Origin of the sequence: Acinetobacter sp. 22323 (genome assembly GCF_052044895.1) — a bacterium.
GTDB lineage: Bacteria > Pseudomonadota > Gammaproteobacteria > Pseudomonadales > Moraxellaceae > Acinetobacter > Acinetobacter schindleri.
In genome coordinates this window covers 107,375-131,703 of record NZ_JBQEOL010000005.1, presented here as the reverse complement: position 1 = coordinate 131,703, position 24,329 = coordinate 107,375, and the positions used below count along the sequence as shown (strand labels likewise).

The window sequence follows — 24,329 nt, the reverse complement described above, 5'->3', positions numbered from 1 at the left end:
TCAGGGTCGATCATCAACTTTTTTTCTAGCCAAATTTTTGCTGACCGATGCCCTATTAAATTGCTATTGCTCTAGGGTTAAAGTGCAATAAGTGTTCCAACTTTGCGCAGAAATTGCGGCTTTTTAATATTTGAGTGCGATTTATTGGAATTTAAGAAAAATAAGAGTTTTAAACAGGTGTATTGCCCTACTTTTAAGCACTACTCACTCAGCACTTAGAGAAAATGCAGTTGCTGATGCTGCTGCAATTCATCAAAGGAGTTAATGCTGTGAAAAAACAGTGCATGATTTTTAAATCGCGCCATTTGCATGTGCATTTTCGCAAAACAATGTCTTAAACTGCGCTGATTTTGTTCGAGATGCTGAACCAGTGTCGGCAAACTGCTTCGTTTAAGTAAGCAGAATGGATACAATGCTATATCATTTATTTCCACTACAGCCACTTCACAAAGAAGATCTCGCTGCATGGCCCGATGTAATCCAGAAATAACCTTTTTTGGAATGTAAGTCACATCGCACGGTACAAATAGCACATAGTCAGACTGCACATGAGACCAGGCACTTTTCATGCCCATCAAAGGTCCTTGAAAGCCCGGTTCATCATCCTGAAAATAACGGATTGATGGAATAAGGCGTTCATAAATGGAGTGATCACGGTGGCTGTTGATCCAGACCTGACCAACACGCGATCTAAGCTGCTGGTGAATCTTGATCAGTTGAATTTCATCATCAAACTTTTGCAGCAGCTTGTTAATGCCATTCATCCGACGCGCCTGGCCACCGGCCAGGATGACTAAATCGGTGGGTGGATAATTCATGCTCTTATGGATTCTTTTCATTATACAGACTCCGTCTGGCAAGCTTTAATCAGGCCACGAATTTCAGGTAAGCAGGAACCGCAGTTGCCGCCGGCTTTTAGACATGCGGTCACCTGTTTTTCATTGGTGATATTTTTTTCTTTTATGGTTTGGATGATGCGATTTTTACCGACTTTAAAACAGCTGCACACTAGCGCACCTTCACTCTTGCTCATTGAGATCGCCTGACCGGCCAGCAACGCTTTACGGTGCATGGCACTGAGTCGTTCACGCTGAAATAGCCCCGATAACCAGTCGCGATCTGGTAACAGTGCTTTCGGAGCGATATACAGGCTGGCAATCAGCTTGCCGTCCTGCAACACTATGCTATGGCTGATATGCGCGGTCTGGTCCTCCAGATTTAGCCATTCAAAGTCCTCTTCAGTAAAAGGCAATAAGTTCTTTAACTGTTGGGTTGTGGTATTGAATTTCTGACGATCCGCAATTTCATAACGTGTCGCACGAATAGCCTTTACCTTGGTCCACCAGATGGTTTTATCAATAAAGGGTTGCACATAACTTTCATAACCTTCACGTACATACAGCACACCCTGCCACTGGGTATGGAATGGCTGAATCAACACTGGCGTATGCTTAAACTCAGGCTCGCCTGAAATGGCATCGACCACCGGATTCACCAGCTTGCCGATACGTGCATCGGATGCCATCTGATCATTCCAGTGGATTGGTGTAAAGACCTGACCTCGACGGATATTGTCACTAACCTGAGCACGTAAAATACATTGTCCCCATTCAGAACGAACTTCGACCAGCTCACCATCCTGAATCCCGTATTTCAGTGCATCATTCGGGTGAATTTCACAATACGGTTCGGCACGATGTGTACTGAGATTGGCAGATAATCCAGTGCGGCTCATAGTATGCCATTGGTCACGAATCCGACCAGTATTCAGAATTAAAGGATATTCACTGGAAACCTGATTGACCGGATCAATCGCAGTAGTCGTAATAAATCTTGCTTTACCATCAGCATGACTGAACTGACCTTGGGCAAATAATCGTCCTACAGATTGAGCAGGTTGCTGTTTATCCCAAACCGGCCATTGCACTGGTTCCAGTTTGTCGTATTCTTCTGTGGTTAAATTACTCAAGCCTTGCAGATTAAAATAACGGAAATATGGGGTTTCTAGACGTTGGGAAATTTCTACATTCTGATAGGCAGAGAGTCCGGCATGTTCTTTAAAAATTTCATGGCTATTTAGAAAATCAAACCCTCTGAAGCCCATTTGCTTCGCCACCTGTGCAATCGCCCACCAGTCAGCTTTGGCTTCACCCGGCGCATCTAAAAAGGCATGTTGCCTTGAAATACGGCGTTCCGAATTGGTGACGGTTCCATCTTTTTCGCCCCAGCCTAAAGCTGGAAGTAATACATCAGCATATTGAGTAGTATCCGTATCCTGACAGATATCAGAGACCACTACGAATTCACATTTGTCCAGAGCACGCTTCACTTGATCGGCATCGGGCAAGCTGACGACCGGATTTGTGGCCATGATCCAGATGGCTTTGATCTTGCCGCTTTCGACTGCCTGGAATAGATCAACTGCCTTAAAACCCGCTTGCTTGGCAATATATGGACTTTGCCAGAAGTTTTGCACCAGCTGTTGATGCTCCGGATTTTCTAAATCCATATGGGCTGCCAGCATATTGGCCAAGCCACCGACTTCACGTCCGCCCATCGCATTTGGTTGGCCGGTCATGGAAAATGGAGCTGCACCGAGTCTGCCAATTTTTCCGGTGAGCAAATGGCAGTTAATAATACTGTTGGCTTTATCTACGCCACGGGAGGATTGGTTTACACCCATGGAGAACAACGTCATGACTTTGTCAATCTGGGCAAATTTTTCAAAGAATTGACTCAGCTTAGCAGCTGAAATACCGGTGCGTGCCGCAACATCTTCAATCGAAGCTTCCGCAGTACTGCTGGCCAAGGCCTGTTCCAGCCCTTGGGTATGTGCAGCAACAAATTCCTGATCTACATCACCATGCTGATATAAGTACTGTAATAGGCCATTAAATAGTGCAACGTCTTGCCCTAGCAGAATAGGCAAATGCAGATCTGCTGCTTCACAGGTACTGGTAAAACGCGGATCAATCACGACCACGAACAGGTCACGCTGTTCCTTGGCTTTCATGATGCGCTGGTAGAGCACCGGATGACACCATGCAGTATTGGAACCCACCAGCACCACCATGTCAGTATGTTCAAAATCTTCATAACTGGCTGGAACCAAATCTTCACCAAAAGCTCGTTTATGTGCAGCAACAGCCGAAGACATACACAGGCGTGAATTGGTATCAATATTTGCCGTGCCGAGATAGCCTTTGACGAACTTATTGACCACATAATAGTCTTCAGTCAGCAGCTGACCCGAGACATAAAAGGCAATGCTGTCACGGCCATACTGCTCAATGTATTGCTGGAATTTATGGGCAATCGTTGAAGTTGCAGTATCCCAATCAGTAATTTCACGCTGGTCTTTACGGCCTGACATTGGATGCAATAAACGGGTTTCCAAGCCTAAAGTATCGGCCAGATTACTGCCTTTGATGCACAATTTTCCGTAATTCGAAGGATGTTTGACATCACCTTCAACAGTCACTTTCGGACCTGATGTGGTCGGCGTTACATGTGCAGTCACACCACAACCCACGCCGCAATATGGACACGTAGTCTGTGTGGTTTTAGTTTTTAATTCTGTGGAGCTATGCAGTTCCACCACTGGGATACTATTCATTGCTGCTGTGCTCCTAAATTATCTAAATTCACTTATCTCGCCAAATCTATAATGTCTAGCTTTTACAGGTTTGGTTTAAATTTTTTCTTGGCCCCAAAAGCTTTAATCCTCCCCAACCCTCCTTTGTTAAAGGAGGGAGGTTCCCCTCTTTTTAAAGAGGGGTTAGGGGAGATTTATGTGATGGATTAACCTGCTTTCTTTAATGCAAAATCCCGACCAAAAAGTAGCTTGTTACGAATCGTTGCAATTGGGGTTTGATCTGCAATTAGCTCAGCATACCAAGCACCATCCTCAGTATCACCAAACAGCACTGCACCAATTACTTTATCTCTTTGAATAATAATGCGTTTATAGATCTGACGTTTCTCATCATTTAGTACGATATCTTCAAAATCCTCTTTTGGTTCGAAATCACCTGCCGAGAATACATCACAGCCACTCACTTTTAATTGAGTTGGTACGGTTGGCGCTTTGAACGTCAGACTGCCATGCTCGGCCAGATGTGATGCACAAATAAACGCCTGGCCCCAAAGTGGTTCAACCAGACCAAAAGTTTGACCTCGATGTTCAATACATTCACCCACCGCATAAATACTTGGGTCAAAAGTCTGCATGGTGTCATTCACTAATACACCACGGTTACAACGTAAGCCTGCGCTTTGTGCTAAAGCCATGTTTGGACGGATCCCCACAGCAAACACCACCAGATCAGCATCCAGCACAGTCCCGTCTTTGAGTTTGACTTGAGTCACATGACCCTCTTCACCAAACAGGCATTCGGTATTCGCTGCAGTCAGAATCGTGATACCTTTCTGCTCAATTGCTGTTTTCAGCATCTGGCTAGCTTTGCTGTCCAGCTGGCGATCCATGATGCGATCCATCAGATGCAATACTGTGACATTCATGCCTTGCTGTTTTAGTCCATACGCTGCTTCCAGACCTAAAAGTCCTCCGCCAATCACTACAGCATTTTTCCGGGTCTTGCAGTAATCCAGCATGCTGTTGACATCATAAATATCACGGAAGCTCAGTACACCTTTTAAGTCACTCCCCGGAATCGGTGGAACAAATGGTTTGGAACCAGTCGCCAGAATCAGGCGGTCATAACTGATCACTTCGCCTTTTTCGGTATATACGTGTTTACGAGGACGGTCGATGCGAACTGCCGGATCACCGGCAATCAGACGGATGCCTTTGTCAGCATACCAGGCATGCGAATGCAGCATGATGTCATCAATGGTTTTCTCACCAGACAATACTGGTGACAACATGATACGGTTGTAATTGCCCCAAGGTTCTTCACCAATCACGGTAATTTCATAACGGTCAGGTGCCATATCCAGCAGGTCTTCCAGACAACGCATACCAGCCAGGCCATTGCCCACCAAAACCAGCTTCATCTTTTCCTGAGAAGTACCATTATTGGTGATATAGGTTTTTTGAGGGGTCGGACTGATCCAGACTTTGCCATTTTCAATCTTGCTCGGAAATACCAGCAGCTTTTGGTCTTTATCTTCCAGACAGCGTCCGGTTGCCAGACTGAAATGCTGCTTGTAAATCGGTGAAGCGACGACGCGTTCCCCTTGCAGATCACCCAGAATCCCGCGTGACATTACAAATGCTTTACTAAATGGATCTTGGTTACTTAAGGCATAAACACGCTTTTCATGACCTACACGGAACAAAGCAATTTGCTGATTTTCAATTAATGCACCTACACCGGTATTCGGGGTAATGTCATCCAGTGCACACACTTCCACCCAATTCAGTTCATTCATATCTTTTAAAATGGTCATCTTCTTTCTTCCTTATGCTTTGAATCAGGCTTCAACTACTGGAATACGTGTGATATCACGTTCAGCTTCAGTTTTCGGACGGATCTGGCCGCGTACTTCAGTAAATTGAACATGAGGATCATTTTGCAGTTCAGCTTTGGCATTAATAAAGGTTTTAAAGCGTTTACGAACTTTAGGATCTTCAATCGCAGTACGCCATTCGTCCTGATAAGTACCCACCACATGCTGCATACGGTGTTCCAGTTCAGCGGCCAGACCAAGCGAGTCATTCACGATGACATCTTTCAGATAATCTAGGCCACCTTCCAGGTTGTCACGCCATACCGAAGTACGTTGCAAACGATCTGCAGTCTGGATATAGAACATGAAGAAACGGTCGATATAGCGGATCAAGGTTTGAGTATCCAGATCAGATGCCAGCAGTTCCGCGTGGCGTGGTTTCATACCGCCGTTACCGCAAACATATAGGTTCCAGCCTTTTTCAGTGGCAATCACGCCCACGTCTTTGCTTTGTGCTTCGGCACATTCACGGGTACAGCCAGACACGGCCATTTTCAGTTTGTGTGGAGAACGCAGGCCTTTGTAACGGTTTTCCAGGAAGATCGCCAAGCCAACCGAATCATCTACGCCATAACGGCACCAGGTGCTACCGACACAAGATTTCACCGTACGTAAGGATTTACCGTAAGCATGACCTGATTCAAAACCTGCATTGATCAGTTTTTCCCAGATTTCCGGCAATTGATGCACTTGTGCACCAAACATATCGACACGTTGACCGCCTGTCAGTTTGGTATATAGGCCATATTCTTTAGCAATCTGACCAATCGCAATCAGGCCATCCGGTGTAACTTCACCACCCGCCATACGTGGCACGACTGAGTAAGAACCATCTTTCTGGATATTGCCCAGGTAGTAGTCATTACTGTCTTGCAAGCCAGCATGGCTTGGTTTTAAGACGAAATCATTCCAGCAAGATGCGAGAATGTTCGCTACTGTCGGTTTACAGATGTCACAGCCCAGCCCATGTCCATGTTGATGAATCAGGTCATCAAACGTTTTGATTTCATTAACTCGAACCAGGTGATACAGCTCTTGACGTGAGTAAGCAAAATGTTCACACAAATGGTTATTTACCGTTACGCCTTGGCGTTGCAACTCGGACTTCAATACTTGAGTGACGAGTGGCGCACAGCCACCACAGGCGGTTGCTGCTTTGGTGCATTTTTTCAGAGCGCCGAGTGAAGTTGAGCCATCAGCAATTGCAGAGCATATATCTGCTTTAGACACGTTATTACATGAACAGATGGTTGCACTATCTGGAAGTAGATCCACACCACTACCACCTGCTTTAGCAGTCGCCTGATCAAAGCCCGGCATAATCAGGCTTTCAGGATTCTCAGGTACAGCCAGTCCATTCAGCATCATTTGCAGCAGGTCGTTATATTCTTTGGCACAACCGACCAGTACTGCACCCAACAGTTTGGTCTTTTCGGCATTGACCACGATTTTCTTATAGACTTGAGCCGCTTCATCGGCGTAGAAGTAGCTCAGTGAACCTGGTGTCATGGCATGTGCATCGCCTACCGAAGCAACATCTACACCCATCAGTTTCAGCTTGGTGCTCATGTCTGCACCAGCAAATGCTGCACATTCTTCTTGCAGCACATGCTTTGCAGCGATACGTGCCATGTCATAGCCTGGAGCCACCAGACCAAAAATCTTGTTATTCCAGAGTGCACATTCACCAATCGCGTAAATATCTGGATGAGAAGTCTGACAATAATCATTGATCATGATTCCGCCACGTTCACCAATGGCCAGCCCGCTTTGACGTGCCAATTCATCACGTGGACGAATCCCTGCAGAGAACAGGATAATATCGGTTTCCAGTTCCGCACCATCACCAAACTTCATCACATGTTTGGCATTGGCACCGTCTTCAATAGATGAGGTTGCTTTTTGGGTATGAACTTTAACACCCAGATTTTCAATTTTTGAGCGTAAAACTTTTCCGCCAAGATCATCAATCTGGACTGCCATCAGACGTGGCGCAAATTCAACCACATGTGTTTCCAGATTTAGATCACGCAGGGCTTTAGCTGCTTCCAGACCCAACAGACCACCACCGATTACCACACCAGTTTTTGCATTTAAACTCGCTGCACGAATGGCATCCAGGTCTTCAATCGTACGGTAAACAAAACAATTTTCACGGTCATTCCCCGGGATTGGCGGAACAAAAGCATAGGAACCTGTTGCCAGAATCAGCTTGTCATAAGTTAACTCTTCACCATGCTGGGTAGTCACAGTACGAGTGTGCTGATTTATTGAAACTGCTTTAGTGCCCAAGCGCAGGTCGATCCCATATGCATCCGCAAAGTCGCTACGGCAAAGGGTCAAGTCTTTTGCTGATTTTCCACTGAAATATTCAGTTAAATGAACACGGTCATATGCCAAACGTGGTTCTTCAGCCAGAATAGTGATTTCAACCTCATCGCCCGCCTGTTCAAGTACAGATTCGATAAATTTGTGGCCCACCATGCCATGACCAATCATGATAATTTTCATATGTTTACTTCCTACTAATTTTAAAATATCTGGTCTTAATTTTGCGCTTCAACAAGGTTGCGATCCTGGATCGCCTGTTCAAACAGACGCTGTTCTTTTTCCTTATGCTCAACCGAGAAACGGATCATCAATACACAGCTCGCAGCAATCACTACCAGCCCACCCAGCACCATTAATGTGGTCTGGATATCCAGCATGCCTTTTAATAAGAAGCCCGCTGCAACTGCGCCTACGTTACCGCCTGCACCGATAATGCCCGCCACGCCACCCAGTGCATCACGATCAATAAATGGCACCAGCGCATAGGTCGCACCGCAGGCCATGTGGGTAAACAGGGCAAATACCGTCATGGTCAGGATTGCCAGCATTGCACTGTTCATTTGTGAGAACACCACCAGGAACACACCTTCCAGCAGGATCATCAGAAACAATACTTTGGTACGGCCATCCAGACCTTTGCTTAGTGCGACTCTGTCAGATACGATGCCGCCCAGGGCGCGTGCAAATAACGCCAGCAAACCAAAGATCCCCGCAGCCATACCCGCTTCTTTCAGGCCAAACTCGAAGTTTTCTACGTAGTACATTGCCACGATGTTATGAATGAAGATTTCGATACCGAAACAGGCAGCATAGGCACCAAACAGGATCCAGACGCGGTAGTTTTTCGCTGCATGCATCAGAATCGCCATGCCGCCTTTTTTATCGCTGCCGACACTGACGCCTTGGGCACGTAATTCACTAAAGTTGCCTTGCGGACAGTCTTGAGTCAGTTTCCAGTACAGGAAGCCTACTATCACCATCATCACACCTGGCACAATCAGTGCAATTCTCCAGCCCATTACCTGTTCAACACCGAACATCACCAGGGCAGCCAGCATTAATGGCATCAATACCTGCGTGGCGCCACCACCTGCATTGCCCCAGCCTGCAGTTGCCGCATTTGCCGTACCTACGACATTTGGCGCAAACATGATGCTGGTGTGATATTGGGTAATCACGAAGCTGGCACCAATGGCGCCAATCAATAAGCGGAAGAACAGGAAGGATTCGTAGCTATTAGAAGCTGCAACACCAAAGACAGGAATACTGCCGATGATCAGTAATGCAGAATAGGTTTTACGTGGACCGTATTTGTCACATAAAGGCCCCACAATCAGACGAACCAGAATAGTGATAGCAACCGCAGCAATGTTGATATTGGCGATTTGTGCTTTGGTCAGATTGAATTCACCTGCAATGACCGGCATCAGCGGCGCACAGGCAAACCAGGCGAAGAAACAGACAAAGAATGCCAGCCAGCTCATGTGGAAGGCACGCATCGCTGCGCTGGAAAAACTGAATAGACTTATTTTTGTTGCTTTTTGAGCTTGTAAATTTGAAGACATGACCATCTTCCTCCAGAACTGAACGTTATAAATATCCTGGCCTGTGGCTTTGGCAGGTCAGAATCGAACAGAACGGACGTCATTGGCCGTCTAAATTTTCAGGTATAAGTCGCCTTTGACTCAATACTCTTATCTTGTTAAATACTTAGCAGGATCTGTGCCAATTTTATAAAAAAGGCTTTTTTACTTATTTTTTAAGGATAAAGCGCTAGTCCAACTTATTTATAAGCATTGCAATCCCCTACGACATTGATGGAATTGCACTGTTTCAAAGCTTTTGCACAAAAAGGAATCATAAAAATACAGAAAACCCTGCTTAACATTGCATAAAAATGGCGCAAAAATTGCATATAAATGCGTTCAAGATGTACCGATCATTGGATCAAAAATAAAGCTGTAATATGCCAAAACTTAAAATTGCACTCATTGATGACAATGCCGAACGTGCTGAATTTATTCAGGATTCATTAACTGCGCATGATTTTATCGTCGTTGCCTGCCTGATCGTCCATGATCTGAGTATGGCGCATGTCAAGAATCTGCAGGCAGATGTCATTCTATTGAATATGGATCACCCGCATCGAGACATTATCGAAAGCTGCGTGAGCCAGTATGAATTACCTACGGTTCTGTTTACCCAGAACTCCAACAAGGACACCATCAAAAGCGCGATTGATGCCGGTGTGACGGCGTATATTGTTGATGGTATTGATCCGAGCAAGCTGAATAGCATCATGGAGATTTCCATTGAGCAATTCCATAAGCATAAAAAACTGCTGAATGATCTCAAGGAAACCCAAGATAAGCTGGCAGACCGCCGTGACATCGACAAAGCTAAATCCTTGCTGATTCAACTGCATTCCATGAGCGAAGAACAAGCTTTTGCTCTGCTGCGCAAAAATGCCATGAGTCACCGCATAACTTTGGGCGAAATGGCAAGACGTCTGCTGGATGCACAAAAACTGTTATCGGGCGAATAAGGAGAAGAAAATGTCTGAACTGGAACAGCATGAAATTAATATCGGCTTTATTCCTTTGCTCGATTGTGTCGCGATCTTATGGGCGGAAAAACAGGGTTATTTTCAGGAACAAGGTTTAAAGGTGAACTTGATCCGGGAAGCTTCATGGGCCAGTCTGCGTGACCGTCTGGCTTATGGCTTCCTTGATGTCGCGCACTGCCTGTCTGCAATGTTGCCAGCTGCAGCACTTGGTCAGGATCAACTGAAAGCCAATCTGCAAACGCCTTTGGTACTCAGTATTAATCAGGCCTTTATCAGTCTGCGCCAGGATATTTGCTATGCGCTGAATTTACATCCGGATTTCGATGAAAAAACCAGTTCGGAAAAAGTCGTGCAAGCACTGAAAGAAAATAAACGCGTGAATCTGGCGCATGTATATAAATATTCAATCCATCATTTCTGTTTACGTGAATGGCTGGCACTGACCGATCCAGATTTGGCTAAAAACTTTCATATGCTAACCTCGCCACCGCCCTCGATGGTGAAAGGTATTGCCCAACATGTCTTTGATGGCTTTTGTGTGGGTGAGCCGTGGAATATTCAGGCGCAGATTGAAGGTCATAGTTTTATTGTGGCCTCCGGCCCAAATATTATTCCTGCAGTGGCAGACAAAGTACTAGCAGTCTGTCAGGAGTGGGCAGAACAACATCCACTGACCTTAAAAGCTTTAGTGACTGCGATTCAGAAAGCCCAAGCCGATTTGCAACAGAGAACTGACCTGTCTGAAGTCTGGGAGATGCTGGTCGATTATAAGATTATCCAGTTTGAATGTTCTGATCATCAGCATGTTTATGACTTCCATAAGATTCAGACAATTATCCGTAATATGCATGGTGAAAGTGCCCAACCCAAATTGGAAGATTTTAGCTGGCTCTTGCAGCAAATGGAAAAATGGGAAGATATTGAAATGACCGCAGCCGAGAAAAAACAGATTGCGCAATCCTGTATTTATCAGCAAGAATCGACTGCTGTTTAAAACATTATCTATTCTCATAAAAAAGACCCAGAAAATTCTGGGTCTTTTTAATTTAATACTTTATTTAGCTGAATGCCTGTTGTAAATCCAGTTGCATGAATTTCTGCAAGGACAGTTTTCCAGCAATGATCTGATTGATGAATTGTGCCATTTCGTCATACAACATCTCATAGAGCTGCGGTTCTAATGACATATGTCTTAATTGGATCTGCAAATGCATCAAAAGTTCCTGCTGCTCGCATTCGCCCTGCTCCAGCGCATAGACATAACCAAGTACTGCTCCTTTTAAAACCACATCAAAAGGCAAGCTATATTTGAGCAAGGTGGACAATGAGCCCATCACCCGCTCATTATGCTCAAGTTTTCTTAAAGGCTCACGACCTACACGTGCGCATGGGTCCTGATAAGCATGGGCACAGGATTCACTAAAACTTTGAGCCAGACGTTCCAGATCTGAGGCATGTTTTGGAATCTGGTAACATAGACTATGCTTCACCTGAGCTAAGGACTGGTGCATAAATTTTCTGACTGCATGATCTGACATGGCAATACCAATAGTCGGATGTCCACGCAGGCTGGCATACCAGGCCATCATCGCATGTACGCCATTCCATAAGCGGTTTTTAATCAGCTGGATATTGGCAATATCATCCACCAGAATCATTTGTCGCATTTTGGCCAGTAAGGGACTGTTATTTTCCACATAAATTGGCATATCCGTTTCAGCATTAAACAGGATCAGATCCATTGACTGCAGGATATGGCTCGGCTGGAAATTACGGCGTAGGTCTTCAATATATAAACCTGCCTGATGTTCCTGCTCGGCATTCAATGCGGTTGAATCATCCAGATCAACGGTGGATAAATCCTCATCCAGTTGATACTGCTTGAACATGTTGTATTTGATGCGTAACTGACGATATAGCTTCTGGTCGGATAACTTGGAAACCATGCGGTTGACCACAGTGTCACAGAAATAATGCTGATCCATAATCTTCTGTACGGTCTGATCATCGGTAATCATTCGCAGACTGTTCAGAATCTGCTGCATCACCTGCTGTTTAGCACCGATTTTATTCAGGATAATCAGTACTGTCAGTGGCTGATCCTGCTGTTCATAGGCCAGATAACGCGCATATAAGCCCTGTGCAATCACTTCTGCTTCAGAAACCAGTGCTTCCTCTGGTACGCAAATGGCGACCAGACTGGATTCAATATACATATTCTGCATTTGTTGCAGATCATGTGCATCAATCACGCTCATATTTTCAATACGCTGGTCAAACGAATTTTGCCCATAGCGAATACAATACGTGCCAAACGCATTGACGCTGGATTGATACAGCGGGTTACGTGTCGACGCAATTATTTTGCGTGGACGTGTGTATCCATCCCAATGCGATAACACCTGAGCCAGATAACCACCACCAATTGCACCAAAACCGTGTATTCCGACTGTCAACTGATTCAGCGTTTGCGGAAAAGCAGTCTGTAATTCTGGCATATCCAGGACTGGCACAAACTGGTTCAGTTCCGTCAAGAAATCTTCGACCGTTTCATAATAATACTGGGCTTGTGCCAGCATCGACTCGTTCGGTGTTTTGATGTCTTTGAAAAGCACCGTCATCCCGCCTGCATCATAGGCAGAGCGCAGACCATTTTCAGAATCTTCAAACATCAGGCACTGGGCCGGACTTAAATTGATTTTTTCGGCTGCACTGATAAAAATTTCCGGATGAGGTTTCCCCTGTTTAATCTCATCGCCACAGACCAGTACATCAAAAAACTTATAGACATTGGCATTGATCAGATATTCTTCTGCGATCGCACGTCGGCTGGATGTCGCTACCGCCATTTTCAGACCAGCTTTGCGCAGGCGCTCCAGCACTTGTAATAAACCTTTTTTAATCGGAACGCCGTACTGACGCACATGCTCCAGTTCCAGCACATCGGCACGTTGACGAATCTCAGCATAAGGTACATCTTCTCCATAACGCTCTTTAGCCAATTGCTCTGCACTACGAGCACTAAGGCCCAAACACTGCATTAAATAACTTTCAGAAAATTCAATACCAATCAGCTCACGTGAAGCTTGTTGCAAGGTTTGAAAGCGCAAGCGTTCGGTATCAAACATGGTTCCATCCATATCGAAAATTGCGCCGTGTACGATTTGATTTTTAAATTCTAGCATTGCTCCCCTTTTATAATTCAATGAGTTAAGAAGTGAGCAATACCTTAAAGAAAAACAAAACCGAATTAAACCAATGTAAAGATATGAAATAGTTTGGGTTAAAAAATAACCAATAAAGACTGAAATGCCATGTTTTATGTTTTTATACGTAACCAGAAGGTTAATTTAAGTAAGTCAAAAACTTTATTTTTTAATGATTTTTGAATATCAGATTCTTTTATCAAATTGAAGATTTTAGTTAATCATGGCATCCATTTTGCTTAGTCAGTATTACGTTTTATAAAATTTGTAATATTGAGGGGCAACACTATGAGTTACGTTGCACGTGAACTCAGTCAAAGAAATAAGTTACTGTTTGGCTTGGGGTCGTTTTTAATACCAATTCTCATCTGGTGTGCAGTCAGCTATTTGCCATTTATCTGGCATCCACAAGTCCAGATTACGGATTCAGGTAGTGTTGCCTATTTACAGGTGGATAGTCGTATTGATAAAAACCTGTTTTTTTCTGCTGCCCAGTCTGCGGTAGATCAGGGTCTGGCTCCGCCGCAAGGTATTCTGGTGAATCCGATTTATCTGCCTGCACCCCATGAAGTTGCCATTGCACTGGTCACGGCTTTTACCACAGAGCCTGCTCAGGCCAATGCGCCCTGGTTTCATGAAAGTCTGTGGCACAGTATCAAACTGGTGTTTACTGCCTTCTTTATTTCTTCCCTGGTCGGTATTCCACTGGGTATTTTATGTGGGTTTTCAAATAAAATTTCCCAGCTGACCGAGCCCTTTGTCGAATTTTTTCGTTATTTGCCTGCTCCGGCCTTTGGTGCACTGGCAGTCGCAATTCTCGGAATCAATGATGCACCCAAAATTGCCATTATTGTGATTGGAACCCTGTTCCAGCAAATCCTGATTATTGCCAATACCACACGTCTGGTGGATCGCAGCCTGATTGAAGCCGGTTTTACTCTGGGCACCAATAAACTCAAAAGTCTGTTACATGTGGTGATTCCTGCCGCCCTGCCTGAAATTTACCGTAATCTGCGTGTGTTGCTGGGCTGGGCATGGACGTACCTGATCGTAGCAGAATTGATCGGCAGTACCTCAGGAATTACCTGGTTCATTACCCAGCAAGCACGCTATCAAAACTTCGACAATGTCTTTGCCGCGATCCTGATTATCGGGGTGATTGGTCTGCTGTGTGATGTGATTTTAATGAAACTGGGACAACGCTTATTTAAATGGAAACCGGGAGCTAACTGATGCAAAACACTGAATTTAATACCCGCGAATACTTTAACAAGATTTATAGCCGTCCGGTGATTCTGGAAGCGAAGCAATTGACACAAAAATTCAGTCATGGCAAAACTGAACGTACGGTTTTAAATGCACTCAATTTGAAAATTCATAAGCGTGAATTTATCTGTGTGATTGGGCCTTCCGGTTGCGGCAAGTCAACCTTCAGCCGTGTAGTCGCCGGTCTGGATCCTTATAGCAGCGGTGAGATTCTGGTGGATGGCCAGCCGATTACCGGCCCAAGTCCGGAGCGTGGCATGGTGTTCCAGGGCTATACCCTGTTTCCATGGAAAACCGTCAAGGAAAATGTCATGTTTGGTCCGCGCATGAAAGGCCAAAGTAGTGCGGCGGCAGAAGCACAGGCACGTGAATGGATCAATATTATTGGTCTGGAAAAGTATGAAAACCAGTATCCAAATGAGCTGTCTGGTGGGATGAAACAGCGTGTTGCGATTGCCCGGGCCTTAGTCAATGAACCGAAAATCCTGTTGATGGATGAACCCTTTGGAGCACTTGATCCGCATACCCGGCAAAAAATGCAGCGTCACCTGATGGACCTGTGGCAAAACATCGACATTACCATCATCTTTGTAACGCATGATATGGATGAAGCCATCCTTTTGGCCGATCGTATTGTGGCATTAAAAGCCAATCCGGGTGAAATCAAGGAAATTATCGAAGTTGATCTACCTCGACCACGCCATCCAGACGTCATGCTTAGCCCTGAATTTAAACAGTTAAGACAACGTGTCGATTATCTGGTGCATGCTGAAGAAGATGAACTGGATCCGGCACTCGCAGAACTGCCAGTTATTCCGCGTATGACCAAGGTTAGCAGCAATAAATAATCTTATCCAAAATACCTTTGGGACGACCCGAAGATTTTAATCGCTGTGTTGGACGACCAACATTAGAGGTGATTGCCATGCAAGCGCAATATGTACTCCCCCTTGTTGATATTTCTAAACTGCAAAGTCCGGATTTAGCCGATCGTATTGAAGTAGCAAATGCTCTGGATCAGGCCTGCAAAGAGGTCGGCTTTCTCTATCTGCAAGGTAGCCAGTTTAATTTTGACTACGCCAAAGCCCTGACTGAAATGGCCCAGTCCTATTTTGCACAGGATCTGGACACCAAAATGCGGCACTATATTGGCAAATCAAAAAACCATAGTGGCTATGTGCCGATTGGCGAAGAACAGTTTGCCGGTAACAGTTATGACTTAAAAGAAGCCTATGACGTCAATTATGATTATCAGGGGGTAAGAAAAGACTGCCCTTTACTCGGCCCCACCTTATGGCCAGACCATCCGGATTTCAAGTCTATTGTCAGCCAATACTACAGCCATCTGCGTGAGATCAGCCAGCAGATTTTTTCTGCCTTTGCACTGGCTTTGGGCGTTCGCGAGGACTTTTTTGAAAGCAAAATTACTGATGCACCAAGTCAGCTACGCTTGATTCATTATCCTTATAATCCGGAAATACAAGATACTGAAGGTATTGGCGCGCATACCGACTATGAATGCTTTACCCTGCTGTTACCCACCGCGCCCGGCTTACAGGTTTTGAATAAAGCCGGCGAATGGATCGACATTCCACTGATTGAGAATACCCTGGTGATGAATATCGGTGACATGATGGAAATTCTATCGAATGGTAAATATCTCGCTACCAAGCACCGCGTGAAAAAGGTCTCGGAAGAACGTTATTCATTTCCGCTGTTTTGCGCCTGCAATTATGACACCGTGATTGAACCGATGATTCACACTGAAAATTCCAAATATTCTGCCCTGATCGGGGGCGAACATCTTTTTAATCAGACCGCCCAGACCTTTCAATACTTAAAACAGCGTATTGCTAGCGGTGAACTGGTCTTAAAAAATGCTGTACCACTTTCCTCTTTTGGACTTGAAGAACAGACGGAGACAGCATTATGAATCTGTTTGAAGTGATTAAGACTTTAAAGCCCACTATCCCGCAGCCAGAAATTATTCCGGGCTTTTTATACGGTGCTTTCCGGCGTAAAAGCATCAGTTTTTATAATGGTCTGACCGATGAAAACACCATTGTGTACTGGTTCCAGTCACGCAGCTTTACTATAGACCTGCGTTTAAAAAGCCAGACGGGAACTGCTGTTCAAGATCGTCAGGGCTGGATTGGCAATACGCTTTGGGATGAATCCAGCCAATTATTGTCCTGGGAAGTGCAAGACTACGCCAATTATCAGAATCATGTGCAATGGCCGGAACCAGCCAAGTTGCATGCAATTGGCAACTGCATTCTGGAATTTTCACCGAGCAATGTCTATGTGGAAGATTGGCGCCAGCAGGTACAGCACGGTTTATTTTTAGGCCTGCGACTGCACTCTGCGATTGATGTTCAATCTGGTCAGAAACTGGAAATGGATGGTGGCCTGATTATTTGTGATGATCATATTGGCTATGCCCTGACGCGTTTGCCAGAAGTGCAAAATGCAGTCGCTCAAATGGATTTGAAAGCAGCCGATCCGACTGTGTTTGCCTTGGTGGAAAGTTTTGAGGTTTCTATTGGCACGGATGGTCAAAGCAAAACTTACAGCACTCGCAGCAGTGAAACAGGCAAAACCTTTAATCTGGAAAATTTTGAAGTTCTCGATGAAACCCGCCTGGTTCAGCACGTAGTTCTCGATGACCGTGAAATCGATCTGATTTTTGAGCTGGATATATACCAGCCGGATTACCAATTTCAATATGCGACCCCCACGACTACACAAGCTGAAAGCTGGCTGAAGTCAGAACAGGATCACCTGATGCAGTATGCAGAACGGGTGTTATAGGAAGAAATATGTCTTTTTTATATCTTTCGATTGCCATTATTGCAGAAGTCATTGCCACTTCTGCATTGAAAGCTTCCAATGGTTTTAGCGTGCTCTGGCCTTCACTTGCCACCATTGCCGGTTATGCCGTTGCCCTGTTTTTCCTGTCACTGACCATGAAAACCATTCCGATGGGCATTGCTTATGCAATCTGGTCCGGTGCCGGGATTATCTTGATCTCAACGGTGGGCCTGTTGGTGTTTAAACAGCAGCTGGATCTTCCTGCGCTGATCGGGCTGGCGTTTATGATTATTGGCATTATTTTTATCAATGTCTTTTCTAAAAGTACGCAGCTTTAATTTATTAGTATTTATTTGATAATAAAAAATCCCCAATCTGGGGATTTTTTATTATCAAATCAGGCTTTATTGCAGCTCTTGTACCAGAGTTGGAACAATCACACCATCTACATTCATTTCTGTCGTATAAATGCCGTTGGCTACATTGAACTTGTTCACATGATAGCTGGAACCATAGATCGAATCGAAGCCATCACCCTTGGTAAAGACTTTCTTGTTGGCGGCCAGATCAAGTAAATGCGTACCATCAATGAACTGCATATAGGTTTTCGCATCGACACCAACCCGCTTGGACATGATCTGTGCAGCATCTTCACGAGTCGCCGGGTCATTGATGTATTTGACAGTTTTATCCCAAACCTGAATCACCTTTTTCCATTGCTCTTTATTGGCTTCCAGATGGGCAGGATTCACGGTCAAGGTATCGTAGATTAATCCTGGCTTGTCTTTAGAGGTGAAAATGATTTTTGAACCGGCCACCGCGGATAAAGCCTGATTCGCCACTGGCTGCCATACCGCAATTGCATCAATATCGGCAGTTGCAAATACCTGTGGCAATTCATTGGTCATGGTATTGACCAGTTTGACTTCATTCAGGCCAACTTTGGCATCATCCAGTGCCGTAGATAACAGTAAATGATCGACCAGACCTTTTTCAGTTGCTACGGTTTTACCGCGCAGATCCTGAATCGAATTAATACCATTCTTGGCAATAATCACGTCATTCCCGGCTGAATAATCGGTTGCCATGATCATCACGCCCTTGGTCCCACCAGAGCCTGTAACCAGATTATCACCATTCGTGACCATGACCGCATCCAGCTGGTTGGCGGCAAAGGCTGAAAGTGAAGCTGAATAGTCAAACCATTTAAAATCAGCATTGACTCCAGCTTCCTCTAACCAGCCTTTTTCAATCGCTACCTGCCAAGCCACAAAGCCCGGCCAGTCGCTATAACCAATACGGATAGGTTGAGTATTTACAGTACCTTCAGCCTTGGCATTCGGTTCAGGAACTTTGGCAGTATTGTCACAGCCCGCCAATAAAATTGCAGACAGCACAGAGACTGACATCAGTGCTTTTTTGATCATTTTGCGACTTCCCCTATGCATTCACATTTAAATTTGGTATTTGAAAGTTGTTTAGATTTCATAAATTCGCGCCAGCCACCGAAAAGACTGATATCTGTTGCATCTTCAAGTGCATAGCCTTCACAGATAAAGCCTTTGACCCAAGTACCATCAATCAGCTGGACATTACCGATCCCCAAAGGTGCCGGCACTTCTGCAACAATGTCCCCGAACAGTGCACGCGGAATATCCCAGACCTCGACTTCAATTGAACAACCTTTCGCGCTGTATTGCAGGCCGGGTTTTGGCGGTGTCGTATTTTTTAATGCATACAGTTTGTAATGCGAAGCAGTCCGGGTCTGCTTGATCAGGGTACCACCACGTGTGGTCAGCTGAAAATTCAGCGGCATTCCGCTTAGATGTGCACCGACGACAGCCAGTTTGACGCTGTGACCCGATGAGATTTCAGTTGTTTTTTCATAGCTAAATTCAGATGTGCCTAACTTTAACTGGCTCGCCTGCTGCCATTTTTGCCCGAATTTGGCCAGTGCTTCATCCATCCAGGCTGGTGCAATAAAGGTCACGCCCGTTGGCAAACCATCGACACGAATGCTATTGGGTAGCGCCAAAGCCGACAGATCGGCAAAATTGACAAAATTGGTATAAGCACCCATGTGGCTGTTTTTTACCAGAGGATCGGCTTCTACTTCTGAAATGCGATAAATGGTGGGTGCAGTAGGCACCATCAAGGCATCATAATCTACCAGTGTATTTTGAATAACGCGGCTCAGGCGGGCACGTTCATATTCATCTTGCATGGCATCGACCGCATTGAACCGGTCTGCCTGCGCAATAATCTGGCCAATTACCGGATGGGTCTGCTCGCGTTGCACCATTTTTTCTACGGCGCTGGTACGTTCAGCCACCCAAGAGCGGTTATACAGGGCTGCTGCCAGTTGCTGAAATGGCGCAAAATCAATTGGCTCTACCGTATAGCCCAAGCTTTGTACGCGCGCGATAGCCAGTTGAAATGCCTTTTCAGTTTCGGCATCGCCATAAAATTCCAGCGTATCGGGAACGGCGATTTTGCCTTTTGAAAATTGGTTCGGTACATTTTGAGGATGCATTCTGGAATAATCATCACTGGCATCATAGCCCTGCATGACTTGCGCCACCTGCCAGGCATCATCCACCGTTAAGGCAAAAATCGAAATCACATCGATGGTGCGACAAGCCGGAATCAGGCCTGTAGTCGAGAACCAGCCTTTGGTCGGCTTAAGTCCGACAATATTATTGTGCCCTGCCGGTACACGTCCTGAACCTGCAGTATCTGTGCCCAGACTGAATGGCACTTGTCCATTTGCTACAGCAACACTTGAACCGGAACTCGAACCACCACTGATATATTCAGGATTAAAGCTGTTCTTCACCGCGCCGTATGGGGAGCGCACACCGACCAGACCCGTCGCAAACTGGTCCAGATTAGTTTTACCCACGACAATCGCGCCGGCAGCTTTTAATTTGGCTACTGCTGTTGCATCGGAAGTCGCCAGATAAGCTGCTTCTTTACATGCTGCTGTGGTATAAAACCCTGCAACATCAATATTGTCCTTGACTGCAAACGGCACCCCATAAAGTGGCAAGCTTGCACTATCTGCACCAGTCAATGCATCAATTTGTGCCTGTAATTGTTCTGTTGTCGCAATTGAAATCCAGGCATGATCATCATTCTTAAACTCGGCAACATACTGAATCAGATCACTGAGCTGGATATTTTTATTCTGGTAAGCGTGTTGCCAGTCCTGTACAGTCCATAAGTTGTGCACAGCTGTTCTCCTTAAGTGTGTTCGGTATTTTGTGGAATAGGCGGCATGACAGCATCCATCAGTTCGAGATGCCCTTTAATCACGCCTTTCAGTGCAATAAATTGTTCGCTTATTTCTTTCAGATCACTGCTCGCGCCCTGCATCAGCATGACTTGCAGGATTTTTTCATCATCCAGCTGGATATGAAGTGAATTGATCACTTGTGCCAGATACTGCTGCTGCAGATCGACCAGCTGACTGCGCAGCGGCTTCAAACTGACGTCATAGAGCAAGGTAAGTGTACCGACCATGACTTCATCGCGGATCACCAGATCATCAATCAGGTGGCGGTTAATCATGTCGACAATGGCCTGCGAGCGGCTTTCATAGTGCTGCTCGACAATTTTTTGATCCATCGCATGTAGCGTGGTTTCTGGCACGGTGATACTGATCCGTGCCAATTTTTGTTTAGGCACGATGTTGATCCTTGGGTTGTTGGTATTGTGAAGACTGTTTAATGTGAAAGCCTGCGCGTACACTGAGCAGCTCAACCAGAAAGTGAAGCCATGGATGCATTTTTTTATTTGATGTCGGATTGTTCATGTGCATCTCCTTTGGATATTACAAAACTAGAATTTCGTATTACTTAGGAAAATGCAGAAAGCGTGCCAGTTTTTAGTTATTTGGATGAGGTGAATAAACTTTTATAAAGGGGCGAAAAAAAGCCCCATAACAGTGAGATAGGGGCTTGTTCTAAAGCAAAAGTAAGTTGTGTATTTCACCGGTTTATTCCATTTTGATTGCTCATGTCCTTGCTATTCTTTTTATACATGAATGGTTAACCGATATTTGTAATTGATTGATCAAGTGTATTGCTCTCCTCTATTTATGTTGTATATAAATAAATGCATTAAGCGTGCCACAATATAAAATTGAATAGATTTAAGCACAATGCTTTTAAAATCGGTCACATACATATATAAGCCAGAATAAGGATGATTTAATTTTATTAAGTGCGGCTAAAAAATAGCCCATTTTGCACCATTGGGGTTCGAGAGTGCATCAAAGTGTGGCTGAAAGATTCAGGCCGTTATCTATCTAGGGATTATACTTCTAAAACAAACACAACCAGATTTGAATTAATCACTATTTCGCAACTCATTTGAAAAGTAATGAATTAATGCTAAATTAGCTCCCATATTTGGGGGCTTTTTATGACTGAAAAATTATATTATTGGGCTGAAAGTTTAGAGAATTACATTTCTGATAATGAAGTACAAAATGATCAACTATTGGAAATAAAAAGGCTTAATTTTTTCATAGGAAAAAATAATGCAGGAAAAAGTAGGTTTTTAAGAACTCTTTTTATGAGTAATTACCCAAGTGGATTTTATAATTTCCCTGAATTAGTAAAAAATTTAAATATCCTTAAGATACGTTTACCAGAGTTAGAAGCAGAATTTGGCTACACCTCTAGCTTTTCAAATATAAAAAATAATTACCAAGATTTGATCAAAGATTTAGAACAAAGTAAGACAAGTCAGTTAATATTCCTAAACTCTTCAATCAAAAGTACTTTAGAACGAGATAGTAAAATAGCAAACTTGTTTATGAACTATAATTTTTTCGAAATAACCGATGAGCAAGTTTCTAAAATTTCAGAAGTATTTTTAAATCAATTTTACATCCCTATTCTACGTGGTATGCGACCTGTAACTGACCTTCAAAATAAGCAACCTTACATAGATCGTGCTCAAAAAGATTATTTTATTGATACCAATAAATTCAATGCCAAAAATATTATTACTGGTGAGTGTTTATATCATGAGCTAAAAATTCATCTTCTAGGTGAACCTGAACAACGTGAAATTATTAAAAGTTATGAAGAAAAATTAAGTCAATATTTTTTTGATAATGAACCTGTTTCACTCATACCTAAACATGATCAAGATGTTGTAAATATCAAGATTGGGAATGATGCTCAACGTCCTATATTTGAACTCGGTGATGGTCTGCAACAAGCAATCATTTTGACTTATGAAGCATATATAAAAAGCAAAGACAAAGAAGGTAACTTAGAAACTCATGCTTTCTTTATTGAAGAGCCTGAGCTTCACATGCATGCAGGTATGGTTCGTCAGTTAATGAACTTTTATTTGAATGAAACTAAACACTATTATTTCTTCACAACGCATTCCAATCATCTACTCGATATGGCAGATGAATCTGACCAAGTCATGATTCAGAAGTTTGTAAAGCAACCGAAAGAAGATAATCCAAACGAATTCGAATTTAAAATTTATCGTTGCGACCGTGATCGTGACTTACTTGCATCATTAGGCGTACGTCCTTCTTCTGTGTATTTGGCTAACTGTACGATTTGGGTCGAAGGTATTACAGATAGGCTATATATCACTAAATATATGGAAAAGTATTTAGCAGAATTAGAAAAAATTGATGAAGAGCTTTATAAAAATTATCGACGTTTTATGCCAAATTACCACTATACATTTGTGGAATACGCAGGAAGTAATTTAACACATTGGTCTTTTGATGATGATTATCCTAAAACTAGAGAAGAAAGGATCAGTTTTCTACAACAAGACCGAGGTCAAAGTGCGACTGCCGTTGCCAGTGATATGCTATTAATCGCTGATGGTGATATACAAAAAAATTCTGAGAAAATAAAATTCTTAAGAAAGGAATTAAACAAAGATAATTTAATTATTTTAGATTGCAAAGAAACCGAGAATACTTTGCCAAAAGACTCAATTATCCGAGTTGTTAAAGCAAAATTTCCTCGTCTTAAACAAGTCAAACCGAGCTATGATATTTCTTTAATTGATCATATTACTCAAGATGATTATTTCGATAATGCTCAATATGGTATTGGTCGATTAATTGATGAAAAAATTAAAAAACCAACATCAACTACAACCAAAACAGCTTTTGCTGATGGTATTGGCGTAGGAACTATTAAAGATAAATTAAAATTTTGTCGTGAAATTATTAAAGATTTTGATGAGTATTCTGATTGGAAACTTACACCTAAAGCTAAACAATTATGTGAAAGAATTTTTAATCATATTGAAAAGTGTAATTCATGATTTTTGAACACTTAGGCAAACGCCCCAAATTGGGAGCTGATCACACCAACGATACTCATTTGTACATTTTCAAACATGCTTGCCTGTTTGAATAATTTGTTGTTGCGATTTAAATTGATTGCTTCCTTCATAGATACCTCCAGTGACTGAGTTGATTGATTTAATAAGTTAAACTTTTTGTAGCCTAATTCATTACTGAGCATAATGCCCAACCATACAAACAGTGTGATCAGCCATATTAATGGAACGTCGCCCAAGCTCAACGCTTGCCTAAATATTCTCAAATAAAGATATACCAAAATTATTCTTGAAATTCAATAAGAAAACCGCCCTTACGGACGGTTTTTTATTTCTATTTC

18 protein-coding genes are annotated in these 24,329 nt (G+C 43.7%); 8 read left to right on the top strand and 10 right to left on the bottom strand.

What is annotated here, in order from left to right; genetic code table 11:
• Positions 1 to 215 precede the first annotated feature (215 nt).
• From mobA to ACTJIX_RS05130, 5 genes are all read right to left on the bottom strand, one after another.
• Entirely contained in the window at positions 216 to 839 is a 624-nt protein-coding gene (gene mobA, locus ACTJIX_RS05150; RefSeq protein WP_163171322.1) for a molybdenum cofactor guanylyltransferase, read from the bottom strand.
• Positions 839 to 3,616 carry a molybdopterin-dependent oxidoreductase gene (locus tag ACTJIX_RS05145; protein ID WP_334136286.1) on the bottom strand — a complete coding sequence of 926 codons (2,778 nt, stop codon included), beginning with the start codon at positions 3,614 to 3,616 and terminating at the stop codon, positions 839 to 841. Before ACTJIX_RS05145 ends, mobA begins: the two co-directional genes overlap by 1 nt.
• Before the next feature lie 185 nt (positions 3,617 to 3,801).
• On the bottom strand, positions 3,802 to 5,412 hold the full coding sequence (gene nirD / locus ACTJIX_RS05140) for a nitrite reductase small subunit NirD (RefSeq protein ID WP_071320265.1): 1,611 nt from the start codon (positions 5,410 to 5,412) through the stop codon (positions 3,802 to 3,804).
• Between the two features lie 24 nt (positions 5,413 to 5,436).
• Positions 5,437 to 7,983, bottom strand: a complete 2,547-nt coding sequence (gene nirB / locus ACTJIX_RS05135) for a nitrite reductase large subunit NirB (protein WP_071320264.1) — start codon at positions 7,981 to 7,983, stop codon at positions 5,437 to 5,439.
• A gap of 35 nt (positions 7,984 to 8,018) precedes the next feature.
• Positions 8,019 to 9,368: an MFS transporter gene (locus ACTJIX_RS05130; protein WP_440611240.1), complete on the bottom strand. Its 1,350-nt coding sequence runs from the start codon at positions 9,366 to 9,368 to the stop codon at positions 8,019 to 8,021.
• A gap of 401 nt (positions 9,369 to 9,769) precedes the next feature.
• On the opposite strand from ACTJIX_RS05130, the gene ACTJIX_RS05125 reads away from it, so the two are divergent.
• Both ACTJIX_RS05125 and ACTJIX_RS05120 read left to right on the top strand, forming a co-directional pair.
• Complete coding sequence (locus ACTJIX_RS05125) at positions 9,770 to 10,348, top strand: ANTAR domain-containing response regulator (protein ID WP_071320262.1); 579 nt, start codon at positions 9,770 to 9,772, stop codon at positions 10,346 to 10,348.
• Positions 10,349 to 10,358: 10 nt separating this feature from the next.
• Positions 10,359 to 11,363, top strand: coding sequence for an ABC transporter substrate-binding protein (locus ACTJIX_RS05120; RefSeq protein ID WP_184103871.1), 1,005 nt, complete (start codon positions 10,359 to 10,361; stop codon positions 11,361 to 11,363).
• 64 nt (positions 11,364 to 11,427) lie between these two features.
• Here the strand turns inward: ACTJIX_RS05120 and mtlD are convergent, their stop codons facing one another.
• Positions 11,428 to 13,554, bottom strand: coding sequence for a bifunctional mannitol-1-phosphate dehydrogenase/phosphatase (gene mtlD / locus ACTJIX_RS05115; protein ID WP_440611239.1), 2,127 nt, complete (start codon positions 13,552 to 13,554; stop codon positions 11,428 to 11,430).
• Between the two features lie 309 nt (positions 13,555 to 13,863).
• Between mtlD and ACTJIX_RS05110 the strand changes: the two genes are divergently transcribed.
• The 5 genes from ACTJIX_RS05110 (at position 13,864) to ACTJIX_RS05090 (ending at position 17,990) form a co-directional block, all read left to right on the top strand.
• The gene (locus tag ACTJIX_RS05110) at positions 13,864 to 14,808 is read left to right on the top strand and encodes an ABC transporter permease (RefSeq protein ID WP_071320259.1); all 945 of its coding nucleotides are present in this window, start codon (positions 13,864 to 13,866) and stop codon (positions 14,806 to 14,808) included.
• Positions 14,808 to 15,689, top strand: coding sequence for an ABC transporter ATP-binding protein (locus ACTJIX_RS05105; RefSeq protein WP_334136284.1), 882 nt, complete (start codon positions 14,808 to 14,810; stop codon positions 15,687 to 15,689). The genes ACTJIX_RS05110 and ACTJIX_RS05105 overlap by 1 nt, the downstream gene beginning before the upstream one ends.
• Before the next feature lie 77 nt (positions 15,690 to 15,766).
• Positions 15,767 to 16,774 (top strand): isopenicillin N synthase family dioxygenase, encoded by a 1,008-nt coding sequence (locus tag ACTJIX_RS05100; protein ID WP_184103867.1) that lies wholly within the window; start codon positions 15,767 to 15,769, stop codon positions 16,772 to 16,774.
• Complete coding sequence (locus ACTJIX_RS05095; protein ID WP_184103865.1) at positions 16,771 to 17,652, top strand: hypothetical protein; 882 nt, start codon at positions 16,771 to 16,773, stop codon at positions 17,650 to 17,652. The genes ACTJIX_RS05100 and ACTJIX_RS05095 overlap by 4 nt, the downstream gene beginning before the upstream one ends.
• 8 nt (positions 17,653 to 17,660) lie before the next feature.
• The gene (locus ACTJIX_RS05090; RefSeq protein ID WP_004280373.1) at positions 17,661 to 17,990 is read left to right on the top strand and encodes a DMT family transporter; all 330 of its coding nucleotides are present in this window, start codon (positions 17,661 to 17,663) and stop codon (positions 17,988 to 17,990) included.
• A 66-nt stretch (positions 17,991 to 18,056) separates the two neighbouring features.
• On the opposite strand, the gene ACTJIX_RS05085 is transcribed toward ACTJIX_RS05090, so the two are convergent.
• From ACTJIX_RS05085 to ACTJIX_RS05070, 4 genes are read right to left on the bottom strand one after another with little or no spacing between them, the layout of a single operon-like run.
• A complete protein-coding gene (locus ACTJIX_RS05085) occupies positions 18,057 to 19,079 on the bottom strand; it encodes an ABC transporter substrate-binding protein (RefSeq protein ID WP_184103863.1) in 1,023 nt (340 codons plus the stop codon).
• On the bottom strand, positions 19,076 to 20,884 hold the full coding sequence (gene atzF, locus ACTJIX_RS05080; protein WP_440611238.1) for an allophanate hydrolase: 1,809 nt from the start codon (positions 20,882 to 20,884) through the stop codon (positions 19,076 to 19,078). Before atzF ends, ACTJIX_RS05085 begins: the two co-directional genes overlap by 4 nt.
• 11 nt (positions 20,885 to 20,895) lie before the next feature.
• Positions 20,896 to 21,339, bottom strand: coding sequence for a CopG family ribbon-helix-helix protein (locus tag ACTJIX_RS05075; protein ID WP_004280384.1), 444 nt, complete (start codon positions 21,337 to 21,339; stop codon positions 20,896 to 20,898).
• On the bottom strand, positions 21,332 to 21,466 hold the full coding sequence (locus tag ACTJIX_RS05070; protein WP_257220109.1) for a hypothetical protein: 135 nt from the start codon (positions 21,464 to 21,466) through the stop codon (positions 21,332 to 21,334). Before ACTJIX_RS05070 ends, ACTJIX_RS05075 begins: the two co-directional genes overlap by 8 nt.
• Before the next feature lie 611 nt (positions 21,467 to 22,077).
• Between ACTJIX_RS05070 and ACTJIX_RS05065 the strand changes: the two genes are divergently transcribed.
• On the top strand, positions 22,078 to 23,970 hold the full coding sequence (locus ACTJIX_RS05065; RefSeq protein WP_440611237.1) for an AAA family ATPase: 1,893 nt from the start codon (positions 22,078 to 22,080) through the stop codon (positions 23,968 to 23,970).
• Positions 23,971 to 24,329 lie beyond the last annotated feature (359 nt).

Bases quoted from the DNA above. Each gene is read 5' to 3' on its own strand.
- mobA (WP_163171322.1), bottom strand. From the start codon at position 839: ATGAAAAGAATCCATAAGAGCATGAATTATCCACCCACCGATTTAGTC.
- ACTJIX_RS05145 (WP_334136286.1), bottom strand. From the start codon at position 3,616: ATGAATAGTATCCCAGTGGTGGAACTGCATAGCTCCACAGAATTAAAA.
- nirD (WP_071320265.1), bottom strand. From the start codon at position 5,412: ATGACCATTTTAAAAGATATGAATGAACTGAATTGGGTGGAAGTGTGT.
- nirB (WP_071320264.1), bottom strand. From the start codon at position 7,983: ATGAAAATTATCATGATTGGTCATGGCATGGTGGGCCACAAATTTATC.
- ACTJIX_RS05130 (WP_440611240.1), bottom strand. From the start codon at position 9,368: ATGTCTTCAAATTTACAAGCTCAAAAAGCAACAAAAATAAGTCTATTC.
- ACTJIX_RS05125 (WP_071320262.1), top strand. From the start codon at position 9,770: ATGCCAAAACTTAAAATTGCACTCATTGATGACAATGCCGAACGTGCT.
- ACTJIX_RS05120 (WP_184103871.1), top strand. From the start codon at position 10,359: ATGTCTGAACTGGAACAGCATGAAATTAATATCGGCTTTATTCCTTTG.
- mtlD (WP_440611239.1), bottom strand. From the start codon at position 13,554: ATGCTAGAATTTAAAAATCAAATCGTACACGGCGCAATTTTCGATATG.
- ACTJIX_RS05110 (WP_071320259.1), top strand. From the start codon at position 13,864: ATGAGTTACGTTGCACGTGAACTCAGTCAAAGAAATAAGTTACTGTTT.
- ACTJIX_RS05105 (WP_334136284.1), top strand. From the start codon at position 14,808: ATGCAAAACACTGAATTTAATACCCGCGAATACTTTAACAAGATTTAT.
- ACTJIX_RS05100 (WP_184103867.1), top strand. From the start codon at position 15,767: ATGCAAGCGCAATATGTACTCCCCCTTGTTGATATTTCTAAACTGCAA.
- ACTJIX_RS05095 (WP_184103865.1), top strand. From the start codon at position 16,771: ATGAATCTGTTTGAAGTGATTAAGACTTTAAAGCCCACTATCCCGCAG.
- ACTJIX_RS05090 (WP_004280373.1), top strand. From the start codon at position 17,661: ATGTCTTTTTTATATCTTTCGATTGCCATTATTGCAGAAGTCATTGCC.
- ACTJIX_RS05085 (WP_184103863.1), bottom strand. From the start codon at position 19,079: ATGATCAAAAAAGCACTGATGTCAGTCTCTGTGCTGTCTGCAATTTTA.
- ACTJIX_RS05070 (WP_257220109.1), bottom strand. From the start codon at position 21,466: ATGAACAATCCGACATCAAATAAAAAAATGCATCCATGGCTTCACTTT.
- ACTJIX_RS05065 (WP_440611237.1), top strand. From the start codon at position 22,078: ATGACTGAAAAATTATATTATTGGGCTGAAAGTTTAGAGAATTACATT.